The organism is Sandaracinaceae bacterium, from assembly GCA_020633055.1.
Taxonomy (GTDB): Bacteria; Myxococcota_A; Polyangia; order Polyangiales; family Houyiibacteriaceae; genus JADJJE01.
The window spans coordinates 1-19,872 of record JACKEJ010000019.1; the positions used below are offsets into that span (position 1 = coordinate 1).

Consider the following 19,872-nt stretch of genomic DNA (forward strand, 5'->3'; position numbering starts at 1 on the left):
AACCCGCTGCGGGATGTCGACTTGCGCGGGCTCAGTGGTTGCCCGGACGATTGTCCGCCGCAGGCCGCGCCTGAGGAGGGGCCCGCGGCCGAGGAGGTTCGACTCAGTCCCAACGGTCAACCAATGGTGTTGCGTCCCTCGCTGGACGGTACAGGCCCACCACGCTGGACGCTCGTCGAGGGCACGCGAACCCCTTCCCGGCGCGAGACCGACTTTCCGAGCGGATATCGCGCCTCCACTTGGGAGGCGTTGGCTATGCTCCACACCGATGAGGGCCGTATGCAGGGTCGACGCCCCATGCACACCGACGCGAACGGGGTCGAGGTGCCTACGCCATACCACGAGCTAACGTGGCGTGATGGAAGCGGCGAGCGCATCGACACGACACCACGACCTGCATCCGCCGGCCCCCCACCGACCCCCGCACGGCACATGGGTGACCTGACGTTCGACCACCAAGCGCCCTGTGCCCAAATGTGGAACGAAAGCGTGACAGTGGGCGATACGACTTACCCGCCGGGACACGACACAAGCCGTGCCACCCGCGCGACTTTCTACAACGATCCAGCGAATCTTGTGCCTGCAACGTGGAGCGACAACTCCTCACGCGGATCACAGATCACTCGCCCTGACGGCCACACGGAGCGTCCACGCTACACTGCTCAGCCTGGACCGAACTACAGCAACGATTCGACCTAGGAGCGACCTGTGAATTCATTCATGGAGAAGTTCGTCAGCAGTTCAGACAACACGCACTTCATCAACATTTGCGAGGATATATGGTCCTGGAGTCCGTTTGATAGATTCCCATGGACTACCGTTCTACGTTTTTCAGATGACCGTGTCATGGCTCTTCGATGCAAGAAGGAAGGCGGTTCAACAGATGAACTCGTCCGCATCGCTCAAGCAGGGACTGTTTCATGGACTGTGTCCGTCTCGCCTGATCAACCATCTACATGGATGGCGTGCGATGCATCGCGTCTCGGAGGCGTTGCGATACGTCACCCCTCAATCGCAAAGTCTTCTCCCCTGAACAAGGAACACGATTGGGCGGCCGGTCAGACTTGGCGTGTTTTCGTCGCAGGTCGATGCGAAGTAGGTTTAGACGAGTCTCCTGATGAGGTAGAAGCGCGCTCAAAAGTGTGGGACATGACGGACCTAACGCGCGACGTTACACCGTTCACAAAGACGCGTTCACTCAGGAAGAAGTCGAAGATCCGAGCTGGCGGGGCCGGCAAGAGCCGTGGCGTTGGCCGCTGGACCGAGGTCGTTCGAGTGTTTGAGCTTCTGGCGGAGGAAGATGGGTTCTTGGAGATCGAGAACTACGAGCGCGAGGTGGCGCGTGTGGACCACGAGGGGGGATACGTCATCACGCTGCGAGACACCGAGTACGAGCGAGAGCCGGCCGACGCGCGCGCATGGCGAGAGGCGTTTGCGAAGCAGGGAGTCGAGGCGTCGCTGGAGGTCCTCGCGCCATGAGCGACGCGGCTCCATGGGCGGCTCTCGTCGGCGATTTGCTCGAGTACTTCGATTGGGAGCGAGCAATGGACCAGGAGCCGGAGTTCGCGGTGTTCCATCAGGGGACGTTTCCAGCCGACGAGGCTCGCAGACTCGGCACACTGCTGCTGGCAGACCCGGACCACGCGCTGCAGGTGGTGGCACGGACCGTCGCGTGGTGTGTGATGGAGCCTGGGTTCGCGGAGAATGAACGTGCGCCGGTGCTCGCGGCGGTGGTCGCTGCCGGCGAGGGTGGGCTCGCAACTTCCGAAACCGTCTCCGGAGTAGTCGCTGTCGCGCGCGCAGGGTTCCGCTACTTGGCGGCACGGGACGTGGAGGCGTTCGTGGCGATGATGGCCCTCTTCGACGAGCTGCGGACGGGCTCCTATGCGTCGCCACAGCTGAGAGCGGGAGACAACGCGCGGTGGCTCAGCCAGGTGGTGCGCCCTCAACACGGAGACAAGAGCGCGCTGCTGCCTGCGTTGCGCGAACTCGTCACCGACGCTCTCAGCGGGCCGGGACGGCGCTTGCGGGTGGCCCTCTTCGATAGCGCCGAGTTCGCGCAAGTGTGGTCCGCTGACGCAGCGTTTGAGCCCGTGGATTGCCTGATCCGCATCCCGGAGCCCGTGCTGGCCCGGCGCGTGATGCACGTGCACCCGGAGGTGATAAGTGCCTTCGCCTCTCCCCTCGCGGTCGAGTACCTGGTCGAGCGTAGCCTGCTCTTCAGCGTCCTCGAAGACACCTACGGCGACATGGTCCGGCGCATCGACTACACGGTCGGGACGCGCACATGGTCCCACGCCGTCGAGTAGAGTGTAGGGGCGCATGTTGCGGATGGGTGTCCATGCCGCCGGTCGCGTGGAGTAGCGGGCTTCGTTGAGAACTGAATGGGGCGCCCGTGGACGCGGCGCTTCTGGCGTTCTGGCGAAGGGGACCTCCGGGTGCGGGAGGACTTGCGGCGCGAGACCACGCGCTAAGCGTGCGACGGAGCGCACCGGCTCCCGACGGTCACGCACGCGGAGGGGCAGCAAGACGGGCCTCGATCTCCCGCGACGATTATTGGCAAGCGCACCTACCCGATCCACACTCGAGTCATGGTCGAAGGGACTTCAGTCGATGGAGCAGTGTTGACCGACGTCGTGGAACGAGCACGGGCCGCCGTCCAACGCCTCGAAGGGGCTCGCGCCCACGCATGGCTGACCGAGGCCCTCCAAGGGTCGTTCCTTGCATGGCGCCAAGGGCTGGTCGACGCAGAGCCGCCGGCCCGAGCGATCATCCTCTTTGGTGTCTCGACCTGGACGGGGCGGCCAGTGGAGTTGTCGCCAGAGGACGAGCTACCGCCCTTGGAGGATACGGTCTCCATCGAGCTGCTCGCGCGGTGGGCCGAGCGTTCTTTCGACGAGGGCAACACCGACTCAGTGCTGAGAGCACTTCGCCGTCATCGGGACGCCGCCACCCTGCTGCCGGTTGTCGTTCGGGGGCTTCTCGCGAAAGGTTTGGTCGCCAACGCCCGCGCCGAGATTGAGGCAACCCATTGGATGGCCAAGGGGGTGCGCGCGCAGGCCGTGCTGGAAGTCGTACGCGCGGGTATCGCTACCATCGACGATGTCCTCGCGGTCGTAACCGGGGCCCCTTTTGTCCAGACCGGCCATGCGCGGGGCGGAGACGAGCTGGATGCGCTTGTGGACGTGCTTGCGTGCGGAGGTACGTGGTTGCCGCAGGAGGCTGTCTGGGCGCTCGTGGAGGCCGCTATCGGGCTCGGCGCTCGTGGGCAGCGCACGACTCGACCGACAGGGTTCGCGAACCTCCTCGCGCGCGGATGCCGTGTGTGTGCAGAGCAAGCAGGGGCCGGCACAGCCCATCTCGTCGAGGCGACGGAGCAGCTAAGTGCGGCGATCGCGTTCGAGGACATCCGCGCGACGGTTGCGCCGACGCTCGACGAGGCCCGCGCGCGTCTCGTGGCGGGAACGGCGTCGTCCTTTGTCGCGATTGAGCCGTCGTGGCCCGAGACCCCAGCCGAGCCCACGTCCCCGTGGAAGCACCACGACGAACCGAGACGACGCATTCGCGAGGCCAATCGGGCGATGGTGCGAGCCCTCGACATGGATGATGCTGACGCGTTCTTCGAGGCGCTTGCGATCGCGATCGCTCCCGTCGGACCGACACTCGCGGACCGGCTGCGCGCGTGGCAGACAGCAGAGCCGTCGAGCCGTGGAGCACGGCTTCTCGACATCCTGCGCCACGACGACTTGGTCGTGGAGGGGTGGTGCGTACAGGGTACTCACGAGCCTTGGGAGGCCTTGGGCAACCTCGAGGACCACGAGCTGGCAACCGCGGTTCTCGAACTCGCCTTCGAGCGTGACTTCGTAACGCGCGCGTATCCCTTCAAAGGCGACTGGCGCCGCCCTCGAAGTATCGCAGCCCAACTCATGCTGCTCGCTAGCCGTCATGCGATCGACGGGTTCGTGCCGCGGCTTCTCGCGGCGGCATCCGATTCGACGCGACCGGGAGTCTTCCACCGGCTCTTTGACGCGCTCGCCATCGTCGCGCCCACCCCGGTTCACATCGACCTCGAGATGCGTTCCGCACTTCCCGCCTGGCTCGGATGGGCCCTCGTCTCGCGCGTCGCGGGGAACCGCGACGAGCTCAGAGCCCGCTACGGTGAGCCACCGCCCGAGTTGCTCTACCGCGTGTGCGAGGAGGTTGCACGGGTGGGGCGCGTCGACGACGCCTTGGAACTCGCCAGTCATCCGAGCAGCTTCCACACGTTCGCCAGCGGCTACGAACAGCGACGTCCCCCACCGACGCAAGACGCGCTGCTTACGATAGCCCGCACGGCGACGCTGACGGACAAGCAGCGGAAGCGCGTTCTCGCTGCTTTCAAGAAGGCGCCGCGGCAGCGGAGCGATGGGCACAAGGCCCGCCTGGCCGAGTTGCAGACGCTCCTCGAGGCATGATCGTCCGGCGATCTACGCGACCACCACGAGGAGGACGCCGGCCGGGAGCCGAGCCGACTCGGAGTCCTCCGGAGGCTAGGCTGAAGATAGTCCAACGCGAGCAGCTGGCGCATGTCCAACGGAGCCGCATCAGTTGTCCCGGCAGCCATCCTGCTCGAGGATGACGAACTCCACGCGGCGGTTGGCCGCGCGCCCTACCGGGGTGTTGTTGTCGTCGATGGGTCGCGTCTCGCCGTAGCCCTCGGACTGCAGCCGCTCGGGGGCCACGCCGTGCTGGATGAGGTACTCCCGCACCGACGCGGCGCGCTGCTGCGACAGCACGAGGTTGTGGCGGTCACGCCCGCGCGAGTCAGTGTGCCCCTCGATGCTCACCCGGCGCAGGTCGGGCCGAGACACGATCACCCCGGCCAGCTGGTTCAGCAGGTCGAAGGAGCGGTGCTGAATGACCGCGCGGTTGCTCTCGAAGTGGATGTGGTCGCGGATCTCGATCGACGCACACGTCACGTGGATGACCGTCTGGTCTGGGCAGCCGTCCGTGTCCTCGAAGCCGTTCACCACCTCGGGCTGCATGGGGCAGCGGTCGGCCGTGTCCGGGATGCCGTCCCCGTCGTTGTCGAGGTCGGGACAGCCGTCTTCGTCCTGGAAGCGGTCGCGGTCCTCGGGCTCGTGCGGGCACGCGTCGTGGGGGTCGAGCAGGCCGTCCCCGTCCGTGTCGACCTCGGGGCAGCCATCCTCGTCCTCGACCCCGTTGTAGTCTTCCGCCTCGTTCGGGCAGCGATCAACGCCGTCGAGGATGCGGTCCTGGTCGTTGTCCGGGTCGGGGCAGCCGTCGGTGTCCTGGAACCCGTCCTGGTCCTCCGGCTCGTTGGCGCACTGGTCGGAGATGTCCTGGATGCCGTCGCCGTCGTTGTCGCGGTCGGGGCACCCGTCTTCGTCCTGGAAGCTGTCGCGGTCCTCCCGCTCGAGCGGGCAGCCGTCGTCGGGGTCCGGCACTCCGTCCTGGTCGTTGTCGGGGTCGGCGCAGCCGTCCTCGTCCTCGAAGCCGTCCGCGTCCTCCGGGTCGTTCGGGCACTCGTCGGGCTCGTCTTCGATGCCGTCCTGGTCGTTATCGAGGTCGGGGCAGCCGTCCTCGTCCTCGAAGCCGTCTGCGTCCTCGGGCACCTCGGGGCACGCGTCGACGCGGTTGAGGATGCCGTCGCCGTCGCGGTCGCGGTCGGGCACGCGCATGTAGCTCAGGCTGAACAGGATGCGGTAGTCCGGGGCGCCGAAGCCCTGAAACAAGCCCACGCCGCCGCCTGCTTGGATCATCACCTGCTCGATGGGCAGGAAGCGGAAGTTGAGCATCGCCTCGGTGGGCGCCTCCTCGTAGCTGAAGTCGTCGGCCGCCACCACGATGCTGCCGCGCACCTCCGGCACGACGTGCACGTAGCGGCTGCGGAACTGGATGGCGAGGCCCCAGTCCACCGTGCCGCCCACGCTCAGCCCAGCGGTCTCGAGGTCGCTGCGGTAGGTGTAGCCCGCGCTGAGCGACACGCGGTGACCCGTGGTCGTCACGCCATCCACGACCAAGCGCGACGAGACGCGGAAGCCCTCGCCCTGGTAGTCGTCCTGCTCGCCGGTCGGGAAGAAGCCCTCCACCACCAGCGCCATGGCGGCGCCTCCTGGTGAGGCATCGGTGTGCGTGTTGAACAGGCGCAGCTTGAGCCCCAGGCGCGCGTCGCCCGGCCCCGCCCCCGCGCCGGGTGCGCCGACGTCGAAGTTGGGCAACGTCGGGATGGTGTCGCCGCGCTGCATGACGATGACGGGGATGTCGAGCCCGAGCTCGAGCCGACCCGCGATCCCCACCGCGCCGAGCAGGTGCAAGCTCGCCTGCTGGTCGATGATGGCGTACAGGCGCGACCCGTCGACGCTGCGCATGACGAGCGGGCGCGCGTCGTAGTGCGCGAGCAGCCCGAGCTCGAACGAGCCGTTCTCGAGCAGGTCGGCGGACGAGACCCCGGCGGCGTTGCTGCGCTGCGAGAGGGAGGGATGGAACAGCTGCGGATCGAAGCGCCGCTGTGCGGACGCCCTCCCCGCCGCCGCCATGAGCGCCATGGAAAACAGGGCCGCGAGGGCCCGCGCGAACCAAGCGCGATTCACGAGCGCGCCCCCCGGCGGACGACGAGCGCAGCGCCCAGCGCCAGCAGCGCGAGCAGCGGTGCGAAGGGCGACCCTGCATGGCCGGCCCCGCAGGTGTAGACCCCGCCGCCCGAGAGCAGCCCGGGGAGCTGGTCGTCCTCGTCGTTCAGCGGGTCACCCCCGCGCGCGACCTCGGCGCCATCCCCGAGGCCCCCGTCGTCGCTGTCCGCGTCGCGCGGGTCGGTCGCCGCGCACCCGCTGCAGCTGGGCAGGTCGGCGCACACGTCCGCGCACGCCGCCGGGCACGTGTCGGTGATCGGGATCTCGCACACGTTGCGTAGGCCATCTCCGTCGACGTCCTCGTCGCACACGTCGCCGTCGTCGTCGTCGTCCAGGTCCGCTTGGTCGGTGTTGGGAATGGCGGGGCAGTTGTCGATGGCGTCGGGCACGCCGTCGGCGTCGGCGTCGGGCTCGGGGCAGCCGTCGTCGTCCATGAACGCGTTCGCGTCTTCCGCGACGAGCGGGCACCGGTCGAGGTTGTCCTCACAGAGGATGGTGGGCACCGTCGCGCGCAGCGCGCAGTCGCCGTCGCTGTCCCGCTCGAGGTAGTCGGGCACGCCGTCCATGTCGGCGTCGTCGTCCAGCGGGTCGCCGTTCATGTTGGCGTCCTCGTCACACGGGCCGATGCCGTCGCCGTCGTCGTCCGCGTCACGGTAGTCGGGCCGCGTGTCGCCATCGCTGTCGTCGTTCGTCGGGTCACCGTCGTCGTCCGGGTCTTCGTCCGCCGTGGGCACGCAGTCGCCGTCGTCGTCCGCGTCCAGCGCGTCCACCAGCAGGTCCATGTCCGTGTTCACGTTGGGCATCCCGCCGCGCGTCTCGACGAAGTCGTTCACGGTGTCGCCGTCCGAGTCCGCGTTGTTTGTGAGGGTGCCCGTGATGCAGCGCTCGGTGTAGTCCGTGAGGCCGTCCATGTCCGAGTCGATCGACCCGTCCACCGAGCGGATGGTGATGGGCGCGCTGACGTCCTCGGACAGCCACGTGTAGGTGTCGAGGTAGGCCTCGTTGCCCTTGCCGGTGCCCGAGCCGCCCATGGCCACGAAGTCGCCCCAGGCGCGCGCGTTCGCTCCCGGAGGCGTCACGGTCTCCCCCAAGGGCACCGGCGGGTCCATCGGGTCGCCCGAGTTGAGCCCCAGCGGACCCGAGGTGGACGCCGAGATGAACGCGTACGGCGCGGGCATGGTCGTCGCGTTCGCCTGCACGAGCGCGTCGTTCCAGAACATGTTCAGCGGCGTGAGCGAGCCGTTGGCCCCCACCTGGAACATGCGCAGGCCGCGAAAGCTGGTCTCGATGTCGCGCCCCACGTAGTGGAACTCGCCCACCGTGAGGCGCACGCTGCACTGGTGGTCGCCCACGGGGAAGGGATTGCCGCTGTTGTCCCGTCCGTCGAAGGGCACGCGGTTGGTGCCCGCCACCGCCGCGCCCAGGAACAGAAAGTCGCCCGCATCGACGATGTCGAAGCGCCCGTCGCGGTTGAGGTCGCACACGAGGTGGAACGACCCGACCACGTTCGACGTGAAGACGAACTCGCCCATGCTCGCGCCGCCCACGAACTCGTCGCAGGCGGGCACGCCGCCGGTCACCTCGGTGCCCCCGCGGAAGCTGAAGTCGCGCACCTGCGGCCCGAGGAAGCTGTACGTCGCGTCGTCCGGGGGGTTCAGGTACATCTGGTACTCGTTGGCCGCGCTGTTGCCCACCTCGGGCACGCTGCGCCCCGCGTTCGGGCCGCGCACGCCCGTGCTGTTGCCCTGCACCTCGAAGATGAAGCCCGCGAGTCCGTCCGTGCGCAGCTCCATGACCGCGAAGCTCTCGGTGTCACCGCCCGGGACGCGCGCATAGAAGCTGGCGTTGGTGGCCGAGGCCATGTTGAACCCACCCGTGTTGAAGCCCCACGCGAACGAGTACACGCGTCCGTCGCGCGGCACGCCCGACACGAAGAGCGTCACGTCCCAGGGCACCTGGGTGCCTGCCACGAGCCCGCCGTTGCCGTCCACGTCGAACTGGTTCTCGAGCAGGTCCAGGCGGTAGGAGCCGCTCATGCTGGGCGTGATGGTGGCGCCGCTCGCGAACGTGCCCACCGTCGCGCCGAGCGGATCCATGACCGTGACGCTGCCCGTCCCCGTCCAGACGATCGTCTCGACGGCGGGGTTGATGACGTCCACGAAGATGTCCGTGGAGACGCGCAGCGCTTGGGAGGGTGCGAGCTCTGCGCCAACACCCAACGACCCCTCGGCACGCGCGAGGCGGGGAGCGAAGGTGGCGCAGCACGCGGCCAGCGCGGAAGCAACGGCGAAACGCGACGTGGGCGCGGGGAGAGAGCCGAAGCGCATGGGAGCTCCTTAGGTCAAGGGCAAGTGATGTTCGGATGATACAGCGAGTGGCGCGTTCTGGGTGGAATCCCGTCGTGGGGCGTCTTCAGATGGTGGCGCCGTGAGTCTGGCGGTCGGAGGGCCAACTGACATAGGATCAGCCACCTCGGAGGTATGGCGATGAAGCGTGTGGTGAAGGGTGTGGGTGTCGCCACCCTGGTGTTGGCGCTGGCGATGGTGGGTTTCTATGGGTGGGCGACGCTGACCGTACGCGCCTCGCTGTCCCGAACGCTGACCGCGCACGAGGTGGACATCCCCGTGCCGTTCCCGCTGACGGAGGAGGAGCTCGCCGCGCTGCGTGAGGAGCGCCGCGCGGCACTCGCCGCCGAGGCTCCGGAAGCGGACACGAGTGACGACGCGGACGGTGAGGGCCCCGCGCCCGACGCCGGGCCCCAAGCGGCTGCTGGGTCGGACGCCGAGGGCGCAGAAGCCCCGCAGCCCGCGGGAGACGTTGCGCCCCTCGCGCCCCCGGTCGACGTCGACCTGCTCGCGGGCGTGGACCTCGAAGCGCTGGCGCTCGAGCGGGCGATTGCGCGGGGCGAGCACCTGGTGCGCGCGCGCTACGCGTGCGGCGAGTGCCACGGCCAGGACTTCAGCGGTGGCGTGATGGTCGACGACCCCGCCATGGGGTCGCTGCTCGGACCCAACCTGACGCCCGCCGGCCCCACACACGAGTTCACCATGACCGACTGGGACCACATCGTGCGCCACGGCATCCTCGCCGACGGGCGGCCCGCGGTCATGCCGTCGGAAGACTTCGTGCGCATGTCCGACCGCGAGCTGTCCGACATCGTCGCGTACCTGCGCGCGCAACCCGCCGTGAGCAACGAGGTCGGGGACAGCGCGCTGGGGCCCATCGGGACGCTCTTGGCCGCCCTCGGCAAGCTACCGCTGTCGGCGGACACCATCATGGACGACCAGAGCGCCCACGTGGTGGAGCCTCCTGCCGCCCAGCCGGACGCCGCGTTCGGGCAGCACCTGATCGCGGTGTGTACCGGCTGTCACCGTCCGAGCCTCGAGGGGTCGGGTGGCCCCGGGAGATCACTCTCCCGGGGCTCCCACAGATCCGGACGTGCAGGACTACTGCATCCGGCTCTTCAGCGGCGTGGATTCGCTGGGCGACCAAGCGCTGAGTGCACGATGCGGGGCGGTGGCAGGGGGTGGTGCTTTAGGAGCGCCGCGAAGCGCTCCCAGGTCATCTCCCTTCTGCCGCCACGCCGGTCGAGCCATCGGCGCCATGCTCGCGTGACCTCAAAGAAGTAGGTCGCGAGCGCTCGGCTGTTGTTCGTGATCCCGTAGTAGGCGTAGTGCCCGCGCAGCTTCGAAGCGAGGGTGACGCGTTGCTCGTCGACCGGTTCGTGCCGGTTGTCCCGACACCATTCCCAGATCGCGCGGATTGCCCTCCGCATCCGAGTCGCCATCGTCTTTCGCTTCACGAGCGGGTACCCCTTCCGCGACTTCCCCCAGTAGTGGGTGAAGCCGAGGAAATCGAAGGTCTCCGGTCGTTCCCCGCCGCCACGCCCGTCGGGCCGCTCGAAGCGGACCAGGCGCGTCTTGTCGGGATGAAGCCGCAGGCCGTACTTCCCGAATCGCTTCGGGAGCACGGCGAGCACCCGCCTCGCGTCGAGCTCATGCTCGCAAACCACGACGAAGTCATCCGCGAAGCGAATGAGCTCGGTGCGCCCGCGGAGGCGCGGTTGCACCTCCGCGACGAACCACGTGTCGAGGACGTTGTGCAGGAACACGTTCGCGAGCAGGGGTGAGATCACTCCCCCCTGCGGCGTGCCAGAGTCCGTGCGGCTGTGCTGCCCGTCCTCCATCACGCCGGCGTTCAGCCACTTGTGGAGCACGCGACGGACAGTCCCGTCGCTCACCCGTTGGTCGAGGATGTCGCGCAGATGACCGTGGTCGATCGAGTCGAAGAACGACTCGATGTCCACCTCGACGATCCACGCACCACGCATCGACATCGCGCTCTGCCACGTGACCTGCAGGGCATCGTGGGTAGAGCGCCCCGGCCGGAAGCCGTACGAGCAGTCCAAGAAGTCCTCCTCGTACACGGCCTCCAGCAGCATCTTGACCGCCGTCTGAAGCACCTTGTCTTCGAACGTCGGGATGCCGAGTGGCCGGCTCTTCCCTCCATCCTTCGGGATGTAGGTCCGTCGCACCGGTGGCGCCCGGTAGGCTCCCGACTTGAGGCGGTCGAGCAGACTCTGGAGGTTCGCCTCCAGGTCCTGCGCGTAGTCCGCCGCCGTCTGGGAATCTACGCCAACAGCCCCGTCTTTGCGGGTCCGTTGGTGCGCCTCCTTCAGCCATTCCAGATCGATGGCGTGGTGGATCGACCGGAGTGCTTGACCCCGGTGTGTCCTCGCCATTTCCGCTATTCGATCGAGTCTCGTTGAGATGTTCCCTGAGTTCAGTGTCTCAGCCATCTTTCCTTCTTTCGATTCCACGCCCTGGCCGCCCCTTCCCTCCACCAGCTCCTCCGGGCTTTCGTTCGCTGGCTTCTCCGGTACTACGGGCGACTCCGACTTCCTCGGACCCATCCCGCCTCGCTCGTTTGCCTCGCTCGGCGGTACCTCGCGGCGCGCCACTCGTTCGCTCCTCGGACACTGCAGCGCGCGGACTGTCCGAGGCCTGGGGTTTGGTCTCCGGTCCCCCGTGACCGGTGATTGCGCGAGGAGACCCGAGGATCTCCCAGGTTCCTGGGGAGCCCTTGCGTGCGTGCCCTGCTCTTCGACCCCGATGCCGCCTCCACTCGGCTGGCACTCCGAGCGGCGGTGTTGCCTTCCGCTGGACCCACAACGTCGGCCGGCACCACTAAGCAATATTTCGAGGCTCTGTCACACAGCCCACACGCTCGCTGTCTACGCTTCGCAGCGCCGGTTGCCCGACCACCACGCAAGACTCGCTTCCGGCTGGCTGCCCGCCTTGCCGGGCGGGACTCTCACCCGCTGGGCTCCATTGGAGTTTCGATGTGTTGGTGATCCGTCAGCTCATCTTCTTCTCCTCCAGGCTTGGCCTGGCGCACGGGACCCATCGCTGCCGGCCCGCCGGACTGGATCCCGGCGGGCAACCTGACGCCGCACGCGGATGGCCTCGCGGGCTGGACGTACGAGGACTTCGTGCGCGCCATGCGCCAAGGCCAGCGCCCGGACGGGTCCGCGCTCCGTGCGCCGATGACCCTGATCACGCCGTACGCAGAGGCCATGACCGACGTCGAGCTGCAAGCGCTGTGGGCCTACCTCCAGACGGTCGAGCCGCGTCCGATGGGGCGGTGAACATCCCTCGCGGGAGGTCGCCCTCTGCGCGATTCGCTGCTATCACTCGCGCCCTGACTCGGCCGCGTGGTCGGGCGTGACATCGCGAAGAGCAACAGAGACCTATGCAAGCCAAGATCACCACCCTCCCCGGCGACGGAATCGGCCCCGAGATCGTCGGCGCCACGCGCCTCGTCCTCGACACCGTGGCGTCCACCTTCGGCCACGAGTTCACGTACCGCGAGGCCCTGCTGGGCGGCATCGCCATCGACGAGACCGGCAACGCGTTCCCCGACGACACCCTCGAGGCCTGTCAGCAGGCGGACGCCATCCTGCTGGGCGCCGTGGGTGGCCCCAAGTGGGACGACCCCAACGCCGCCGACCGCCCCGAGCGCGGCCTCTTGGCCATGCGCAAGGCCCTGGGCTTGTTCGCGAACATCCGCCCCGTGAAGCTCTTCCGCGGGCTCGAAGCGGCCTCCCCGCTCAAGGCCGAGCGCCTGAAGAACGTGGACCTCGTGTTCGTGCGCGAGCTGACGGGCGGCATCTACTTCGGTCAGCCCAAGGGCAAGGACACCGTGGACGGTGAGCGCCGTGGCTTCGACACGATGGTGTATCGCGAGAGCGAGATCCGCCGCATCGTCGCGCTGGCCATGGACATCGCCCGCAAGCGCGAGCGCAAGCACGTGACCAGCATCGACAAGGCCAACGTCCTGGCCACCATGCAGGTCTGGCGGCAGGTGGCGACCGAGGTGGGCGCCGAGAACCCGGACATCACGCTGGTGCACCAGCTGGTCGACAGCGCCGCCATGCGCCTCGTCACCAACCCCGGCGACTTCGACGTCATCGTGGCGGGCAACATGTTCGGCGACATCCTCAGCGACGAGGGCGCCGTGCTCACGGGCTCGTTGGGCCTGCTCCCGAGCGCTTCACTGGGCGAGACCAAGCTGGGCGTGTACGAGCCCATCCACGGGTCCGCGCCGGACATCGCGGGCAAGGGCATCGCCAACCCCCTCGGCACCATCCTCAGCGCGGCCATGCTGCTGCGCCACAGCCTGGATCTGGACGCCGAGGCGCTGGCCGTGGAGGCCGCCGTGCAGCAGGCGCTCGACGACGGTCTGCGCACGGGTGACCTCGGCGGCGGCGACAAGTCGCTCGGCACCACCGCCATGGGCGAGGCCATCTGCGCCCGCATCAAGAAGAACTGACCGCTCCGCTCGTCACCCGGCCGCATCGCGCGCGGCCGCACAGAAAGACCCTTCCGCATGGCACGCAAGCGCATCAGCCCGCTCTTTGATCTCAAGAAGGACGACCAGGGACGCAACTACATGGAGGTGTACCAAGACGGCATCTCCCTCTTGCGCCTCGTGCTCTGCAACAAGGGCACGGCCTTCAGCCACGAGGAGCGGGTGGCGCTCCGCCTCGACGGGCTCCTCCCACCGCAGGTGAACACCATCGAGCAGCAGGTCGCCCGCGTCTACAAGGGCTACCAGCAGATCGAAGACGACATCGAGAAGTACCAGTACCTGCGCTCGCTGCAGGAGCGGCAGGAGATCCTCTTCTACCGCCTGATGGAGCAGCACCTCGAGGAGATGCTGCCCATCGTGTACACGCCGACCGTGGGCATGGCCGTGCAGCAGTTCAGCGCGCTGTACCAGAACCCGCGCGGCATCTCGCTCTCGCCGCTCAACATCGACCGCGCCATCCCGGCGCTCAACTGCTACCCGATGGAAGACGTGCGTATGATCGTGGCGACCGACGCGTCGGCCATCCTCGGCATCGGCGACCAGGGCTACGGCGGCCTCGCCATCCCCATCGGCAAGCTCGCGCTGTACACGGTGGGCGGAGGTGTGAGCCCCTTCCACACCATGCCGGTGTGTCTCGACGTGGGCACCGAGCGCCTCGACCTCATCAACGACCCAGACTACCTGGGCGTGCGCCAGAAGCGCCTGCGCGGCGAGGAGTACCTCAAGTTCTTCGACCAGTTCGTGGCCGCCGTGAAGTCGCGCTGGCCGAACGCGGTCATCCAGTGGGAAGACCTCGCGAAGGACTCGGCCTTCATGGTCCTGGAGCGCTACCGCGACGTGGTGCCGTCCTTCAACGACGACATCCAGGGCACAGGCGCCGTGGCGCTGGCCGGCGTGCTCAGCGCGTGCAGCCTGAAGAAGGAGTCCATCGCCGAGCAGACCGTGGTCATCCACGGCGCGGGCGCGGGCGGCGTCGGAGTGGCCTGGGCCATCCGCCGCGGCCTCGAGCGCGCGGGCCTGAGCGTGGACGAGGCGCGCCGGCGCGTGCTCGTGCTGGACAGCGGCGGGCTCCTCGTGGAGGGCCGCTCGCGCATGGAGGACTACAAGCTGGACTACGCCCAGCGCAAGGCCGACATCGCGAGCTGGACGTTCGCGGGCGACGCGCCGGACCTGCTGGAGACCATCCGCGAGTCGAAGGCCACCGTGCTGCTCGGACTGTCCGGTCGCCCGAAGGCGTTCGACGAGGCCATCGTGCGCGCCGTGGGCCAGAACCACGAGCGCCCCATCATCTTCCCGCTCAGCAACCCCACCAGCTCGTGTGAGGCAGAGCCCGTCGACATCTTCCACTGGACCGAGGGGCGCTCGCTGGTCGCGACCGGCAGCCCGTTCGACCCGGTCCCCATGGACGGCGTCACGCACCCCATCGGCCAGGGCAACAACGCCTTCATCTTCCCCGGCCTCGGCTTCGGCGCCATCCTCAGCGACGCCAAGCAGATCACGGACAACATGGTGATGGCCGCGGCGGAGGCGCTCGCGAACTACACCATCGCGCGCTACGTCGAGGGAGGCCTCATCTACCCGCCCATCAGCGACCTGCGGCAGACGTCGCTCATCGTCGCCGAGGCGGTCATCCGCCAGGCCATCACGGACGGTGTCGCGATGCGCGAGGACATCCCCGAGGACGTGAAGGGCTTCGTGGCCGAGCGCTCGTGGAAGGCCGAGTACCAGCCGTTCGTGAAGGGTCAGCGCTGAGGGCGCGACAAGCGGGGGTGGGACGCTCACTGCTGGCCCGCTGCCACCCGAGCGTCAGAACGTCGAGGTTAGCCGACTTCCGCTCCAGAACGTGGATGAGGGCTGTCGAGTGCCGCGATTGCCGTGGCAGCCCGTAGGCGACCCCATGCCCCTTCGATGAAGTCGCTCGTCGTAACGGCGAAGCCAGCCCGAGCGTGTGGGTGCGCCCCGTTATTTATCTACTCACGAGTTGATAACTGTCTACTCATGAGTATATTGGTGCCATGGCGCAGGAAAACGCACCCCCACCGAGAGCGTCTCTCTCGGCGGAGCTCGACGCCCTCCATCGCACTACGCGGTCGCGCATGGACGAGGCGGACATCCAGCACATCGAGAACGTCGCAGCCTACTCGCGCGCGATCGATGAGCGCGCGCGACAGCTGATCATGAACGGACACGCTGCGGAGGAACTCTGGCGCGGGACGCTCCTGCGCGCGCTGCACGTCGTCCTCGAGTTCAGCGAGCTCGGGCACAACATCCTGCACGGAGGCTACGACCACCTGAACCCGGACGGGCCGTTCCACTCCGACCGCTGGGACTGGGACTTCGTCGCGGACCCGAGCGAGTGGAAGGTGATGCACCACCGCAATCACCACCCGTTCACGAACATCGTGGGCAAGGACCACGACCTCGGCTACACGGTGGCGCGTCTCTTCCCGGGACAGGAGTGGCGCGGGCATCACCTGCTGCAGTCCGCCGTACTAGGCCTCTTCGTAGCGCACCTGTACCCCTTCGCTCTGTACACCGCGACCTCGGCGGCTCGCGTCGCGGGTCGCCCGGTGTTCACGAGGGATACGTTCGCAGCCGCTCGAGCGCGCATCGCACGACACGCGCGCCGCAACTACCTGAACGAGCCTCGGCAGGCCGGTCGGAACGCGCTGCGCACGCTCGTGGGCAACTATCTTGGCACCACGCTGGGGTACGACCTGACCCTCAGCATGCTGCTGATCGAGCACCATGCGCCAAGCGTCGAGGTGTTTGTCGACCCGGGACCCGACGAGACCCGCGACGCCTACTTCGAGCGGCAACTGCGCGCGACGACCAACTTCGTACCCAACCGCGCGGTGGAAGCCTACTGCACACGGTTGCTGCACGAAGAGGTCGCGTTCGCGAACCCGCCTGGGTTCGAGGTGTTCTACGGCGGGCTGGACACCCACGTGGAGCACCATCTCTTCCCAGATCTACCGTGCAAGCAGCAGCGTGAGATAGCCCCGGCGGTGCGGGCCATATGCGCGCGCTACGGCCTACCGTACAACACGCACCCCATCGAAGACATGCTGCCCAAGGTAGTCGTGAGCCTCGCACGACACACCGCACCCCTGGCTGAGCACGAACGGGCCCGCGATCTGGTTCGGCGGCCGCGCGCGCTCGTCCAACGATTGCGCGATGGCGTCGGCTACACCACACCCAGACCCACGGACGGCCCCTCCCCGTACCTGCGGAAGCCTAGGTACTTCAATGCACGAGCGCGTGTGCTCCGCATCGAGTCGCTCGCGCGCGGGAGCGCGTTGCGCGTCCAGCTATGTCGGCCGTTCGGCTGGGAACAAATCAGCTGGGCGCCCGGCGCGTTCGTGTCGCTACGTGTGAACGTCCACGGCGAGGAGCTCATCCGGCAATACAGCCTGATGCGGGAGAGCCCAGAAGGAAGCTCTCACGAGCCCCTCGAGTTCACGGTCAAGCGCGTGGCCGGTGGACGCGTGTCAAACCACCTCAACGACACGCTGCGCGAGGGCCAGTGGCTGACACTAGTGGGGCCACCGGAGAACACGGGCGGACTGGCCCAGCCCAACCTTCCCAGCAAGGCGCTGTACCTCGCGGGCGGGGTGGGCATCACGCCCATCCTAGCCATGCTACGGCGGCAGCGTCGCATCGCCCCAGGGCGCGACGCGACGCTGCTGTACTTCAACCGTGACGCTGGGAGTGCGCTGTTCCTCGACGAGCTCCGCGAACTGACGCTCGGCACGGGCGTCCGCGTCGCGTGCTTCACGGACCGCCCTGCTGGGGCGCCAGGACAGGCTCAGCTCAGCCAAGAGCTGCTGGCCCGTGAGGTGCCGGACCTCGCCGACCGCGAGGTGTTCGCGTGCGCCCCCCCCGGCTTCCTCGCCGCCGCCGCGAAGCACGTCGCAGCACTAGGGCTCGACCCAGCGCGCTTCCACGTCGAACACTTCAGCGCACCACCGAACGATCCAAGACCGCTGACCGGGCGCACCCACACCGTGCGGTTCTTGCGCTCGGCCCTGACGCTGCAGGTCGACGAGGCCACCACCCTGCTGAGCGCGGGTCGGACTGCGGGCATCCAGCTACCATCGGGCTGCGAGCGAGGGCTATGTCGCGCGTGCGTGTGCCCCAAGCTGGGGGGCGACACCGCCGACACCGTCCACCCAGAACGCCACCGGGGGCCCGAACGGATCACGCTCTGCAACACGTTCCCTCTCTCGGCGGTGGACCTCGATGCCTAGCGTGCGCGCAAAGCCGAGGGCGCGCGCGAGCGCAACGCCGTCCGCCGCGCCCGACACGCGCACCAAACGCCGGCCGGGGCGTCGCCGCGTGCGGGTGGACGAGCCCGCGACGGAGGCTGTCTTGCTGGAAGCCGCAGCGCGAGCGTTCGGAGCTATGGGGTTCGAGCGCGCGCGCCTCGAAGACATCGCCCGCGAGGCAGGCATCACGCGTCCGTCGCTTCTGCATCACTTCGACTCGAAGCGCGGCTTGTACGAAGCCACCCTCGCAGCCGCGTTCTCCGCGCTGGAGCGGGAGGTGGGCCCCGCCTTGCTACGCACCGGCAGCTACGACGACCGAGTGGGCAGTCTGCTGAGGGCGCTCATGAAGTTCGACGACACGCACGGAGCCATGGTGGCGACCATCTTTCGAGGCATGTTGCGCGATGACGACGACGTGGCGCGCAACGCGATCCAGACCGCGTTCATGCCGCTGCTGGAGCGCATGGAGACCTTCGTGCGAAGCAACGCTGGAGATCGTCTGACCCCTGACTTTCCTGTTCGACAGGCCATCCTGAGCATAATTACGAACCAGCTCTTTCACTCCGCGCTCGGCGAGTTCGGCGTCGCGCTGTGGGGCGGCCCGCCCGAAACGGTGCGCCTGACGGAAGCGCTGCTGCTGTTCAACGTCCGCGACACGCACCGAGAGCGGGAAGGGGGCGAGAATGGGCTATAACGCCATCAGGTGCTTGTACCGTTCGATACTGTGCGCGTGCCAGCGCAGCACTGCGGCTCGAGCGCGATGCCAGCCCCCATCGCCTCCCATCGCAATCCCTCGGACAGCTTCGTTCATCGATTGCGTGTACATGTCCCCGTCGCCGTACAACGCGACCGCAACACCCGGAACCTCCCGGACCACGGCCTCCAAGCAACGCAACGCGGCCCCCGCCAGAAAGTTGTCCACCATCTGGACGGCGGTGTCGTTCAGGCCAAGGTCCGCCTCCATCCGAGCCACCTCCGTGTCCGCGGTGGTGACTCGAGCCAGTGGCAGGGCAAAGTTGCGAATCGCCTCGGCCGCGTCGAAGCGCGCCACCAGTAGCCCGGCGAGGTCCAAACGCATGTCCAGGTGCCGCTCGAGGAGCTTGACGCTCGCGTCCGCATCGTCAGCCACGGCCTCGAACCGGAGAGGTGCCAAGCGAGGAGAGCAGCACGAGTTCGGATTCTGCACCTCGACGCCACGTCCATGGGTGGCTCGCACGAGCCCCATGCCATGGAGCGTGCAGAGGGCACGTTGCACCGTAGGCGGTGTCATCGAGTGCTGCTCCGCGAGGCTGCGCACGCTCGGGAGCAACGCATCGGGTTGGTTTTCACCCCGGAGTATCCGTAGCGCGAGGTCGTGGGCGAGAGAGTCTGCTCTGCCGAGCGACGTGGACTGCTCGGCATCCCCGACGTTCAGCGCTAGCGATGCGTCGCGGTCCAACGCCCATGACGAGCCGCCTAGAGTAGGTTTGACCATTACAGTACCACTATGAATATCATGTGTATTTGTGTTTAGCGCGAATCAACACAAATGTCAATGACACTTTGGTGCCCAAGCGGCACTGACCACGAGTCGAACGCAGCCACGTTCGTTGCGCACCCACGGAGTGATCATGAGCCAGCCCAACGAGCCGCAGTCGCTCGACCAACTCTCGTCGCAGCAGAGTGACTGGTGCGAACTGACGGAGACTCGCTACCAACTTGGCGACGCGGACTGGACCGAAGTGCCGTGTGAGTGCTTGGACGCAGCTCCGTGGCACGCTGACGCGCAAATCTCCCCCGGGTCGCGAACCCTCCAGCTCGGGGGGGTCCTCGCGAGCGGGGGCATGGGCGAGGTTCGCAGGGCAGTGCAGGTCGACCTCGGACGCGACGTAGCGGTCAAGACCGTCCTCCCCGGCGCGAACCACGGCAGCGCCAGCCTGATCTCCGAGGCGTGCATCACCAGTGTGGTCGAACACCCCAACGTGGTCCCACTCTACTCGCTCGAGCACACCCCCGATGGTCGTCCACTCATGATCATGAAGCGAATCGTCGGCGTGGTATGGCGCGATGTCGTGCGCAACGACGACCACCCTCTGGTCGCGCAGCTCAGCGCCGCGCACCGC

Annotated in this window: 13 protein-coding genes; 9 read left to right on the forward strand and 4 right to left on the reverse strand. The window is 67.7% G+C overall.

The window, feature by feature from the left end; genetic code table 11:
• The first annotated feature begins 1,275 nt into the window (after window positions 1-1,275).
• The 3 genes from H6726_32505 to H6726_32515 all read left to right on the forward strand — a co-directional run bounded on the left by H6726_32505 (window position 1,276) and on the right by H6726_32515 (window position 4,454).
• A complete protein-coding gene (locus H6726_32505) occupies window positions 1,276-1,479 on the forward strand; it encodes a hypothetical protein (protein ID MCB9662406.1) in 204 nt (67 codons plus the stop codon).
• Window positions 1,476-2,309, forward strand: coding sequence for a hypothetical protein (locus H6726_32510; protein MCB9662407.1), 834 nt, complete (start codon window positions 1,476-1,478; stop codon window positions 2,307-2,309). The genes H6726_32505 and H6726_32510 overlap by 4 nt, the downstream gene beginning before the upstream one ends.
• Window positions 2,310-2,624: 315 nt before the next feature.
• Window positions 2,625-4,454: a hypothetical protein gene (locus H6726_32515; protein MCB9662408.1), complete on the forward strand. Its 1,830-nt coding sequence runs from the start codon at window positions 2,625-2,627 to the stop codon at window positions 4,452-4,454.
• A 129-nt stretch (window positions 4,455-4,583) separates the two neighbouring features.
• On the opposite strand, the gene H6726_32520 is transcribed toward H6726_32515, so the two are convergent.
• The 3 genes from H6726_32520 to ltrA all read right to left on the reverse strand — a co-directional run bounded on the left by H6726_32520 (window position 4,584) and on the right by ltrA (window position 11,430).
• Complete coding sequence (locus tag H6726_32520; protein MCB9662409.1) at window positions 4,584-6,593, reverse strand: OmpA family protein; 2,010 nt, start codon at window positions 6,591-6,593, stop codon at window positions 4,584-4,586.
• Entirely contained in the window at window positions 6,590-8,959 is a 2,370-nt protein-coding gene (locus H6726_32525; protein ID MCB9662410.1) for a hypothetical protein, read from the reverse strand. The genes H6726_32520 and H6726_32525 overlap by 4 nt, the downstream gene beginning before the upstream one ends.
• Before the next feature lie 1,136 nt (window positions 8,960-10,095).
• Window positions 10,096-11,430 carry a group II intron reverse transcriptase/maturase gene (gene ltrA, locus H6726_32530; protein ID MCB9662411.1) on the reverse strand — a complete coding sequence of 445 codons (1,335 nt, stop codon included), beginning with the start codon at window positions 11,428-11,430 and terminating at the stop codon, window positions 10,096-10,098.
• A gap of 585 nt (window positions 11,431-12,015) precedes the next feature.
• Here ltrA and H6726_32535 point away from each other — a divergent pair.
• From H6726_32535 to H6726_32555, 5 genes are all read left to right on the forward strand, one after another.
• Window positions 12,016-12,279 (forward strand): hypothetical protein, encoded by a 264-nt coding sequence (locus tag H6726_32535; GenBank protein MCB9662412.1) that lies wholly within the window; start codon window positions 12,016-12,018, stop codon window positions 12,277-12,279.
• A gap of 104 nt (window positions 12,280-12,383) precedes the next feature.
• Complete coding sequence (gene leuB, locus H6726_32540; GenBank protein MCB9662413.1) at window positions 12,384-13,463, forward strand: 3-isopropylmalate dehydrogenase; 1,080 nt, start codon at window positions 12,384-12,386, stop codon at window positions 13,461-13,463.
• Between the two features lie 57 nt (window positions 13,464-13,520).
• Window positions 13,521-15,254, forward strand: coding sequence for an NAD-dependent malic enzyme (locus tag H6726_32545; protein ID MCB9662414.1), 1,734 nt, complete (start codon window positions 13,521-13,523; stop codon window positions 15,252-15,254).
• Window positions 15,255-15,517: 263 nt separating this feature from the next.
• Window positions 15,518-17,752, forward strand: a complete 2,235-nt coding sequence (locus tag H6726_32550) for a fatty acid desaturase (GenBank protein MCB9662415.1) — start codon at window positions 15,518-15,520, stop codon at window positions 17,750-17,752.
• 121 nt (window positions 17,753-17,873) lie between these two features.
• Complete coding sequence (locus H6726_32555; protein MCB9662416.1) at window positions 17,874-18,464, forward strand: TetR/AcrR family transcriptional regulator; 591 nt, start codon at window positions 17,874-17,876, stop codon at window positions 18,462-18,464.
• Here H6726_32555 and H6726_32560 read toward each other — a convergent pair.
• Window positions 18,459-19,244 carry a GntR family transcriptional regulator gene (locus H6726_32560; GenBank protein MCB9662417.1) on the reverse strand — a complete coding sequence of 262 codons (786 nt, stop codon included), beginning with the start codon at window positions 19,242-19,244 and terminating at the stop codon, window positions 18,459-18,461. The genes H6726_32555 and H6726_32560 overlap by 6 nt on opposite strands.
• A gap of 136 nt (window positions 19,245-19,380) precedes the next feature.
• Between H6726_32560 and H6726_32565 the strand changes: the two genes are divergently transcribed.
• Window positions 19,381-19,872 (forward strand): protein kinase (locus H6726_32565; protein ID MCB9662418.1); only part of this gene is annotated, 492 nt, incomplete at its 3' end.

Excerpts from the sequence above, each read along its gene's own strand:
- leuB (MCB9662413.1), top strand. The coding sequence starts at position 12,384 with ATGCAAGCCAAGATCACCACCCTCCCCGGCGACGGAATCGGCCCCGAG.
- H6726_32560 (MCB9662417.1), bottom strand. The coding sequence starts at position 19,244 with ATGGTCAAACCTACTCTAGGCGGCTCGTCATGGGCGTTGGACCGCGAC.
- H6726_32550 (MCB9662415.1), top strand. The coding sequence starts at position 15,518 with ATGGCGCAGGAAAACGCACCCCCACCGAGAGCGTCTCTCTCGGCGGAG.
- H6726_32525 (MCB9662410.1), bottom strand. The coding sequence starts at position 8,959 with ATGCGCTTCGGCTCTCTCCCCGCGCCCACGTCGCGTTTCGCCGTTGCT.
- ltrA (MCB9662411.1), bottom strand. The coding sequence starts at position 11,430 with ATGGCTGAGACACTGAACTCAGGGAACATCTCAACGAGACTCGATCGA.
- H6726_32510 (MCB9662407.1), top strand. The coding sequence starts at position 1,476 with ATGAGCGACGCGGCTCCATGGGCGGCTCTCGTCGGCGATTTGCTCGAG.
- H6726_32545 (MCB9662414.1), top strand. The coding sequence starts at position 13,521 with ATGGCACGCAAGCGCATCAGCCCGCTCTTTGATCTCAAGAAGGACGAC.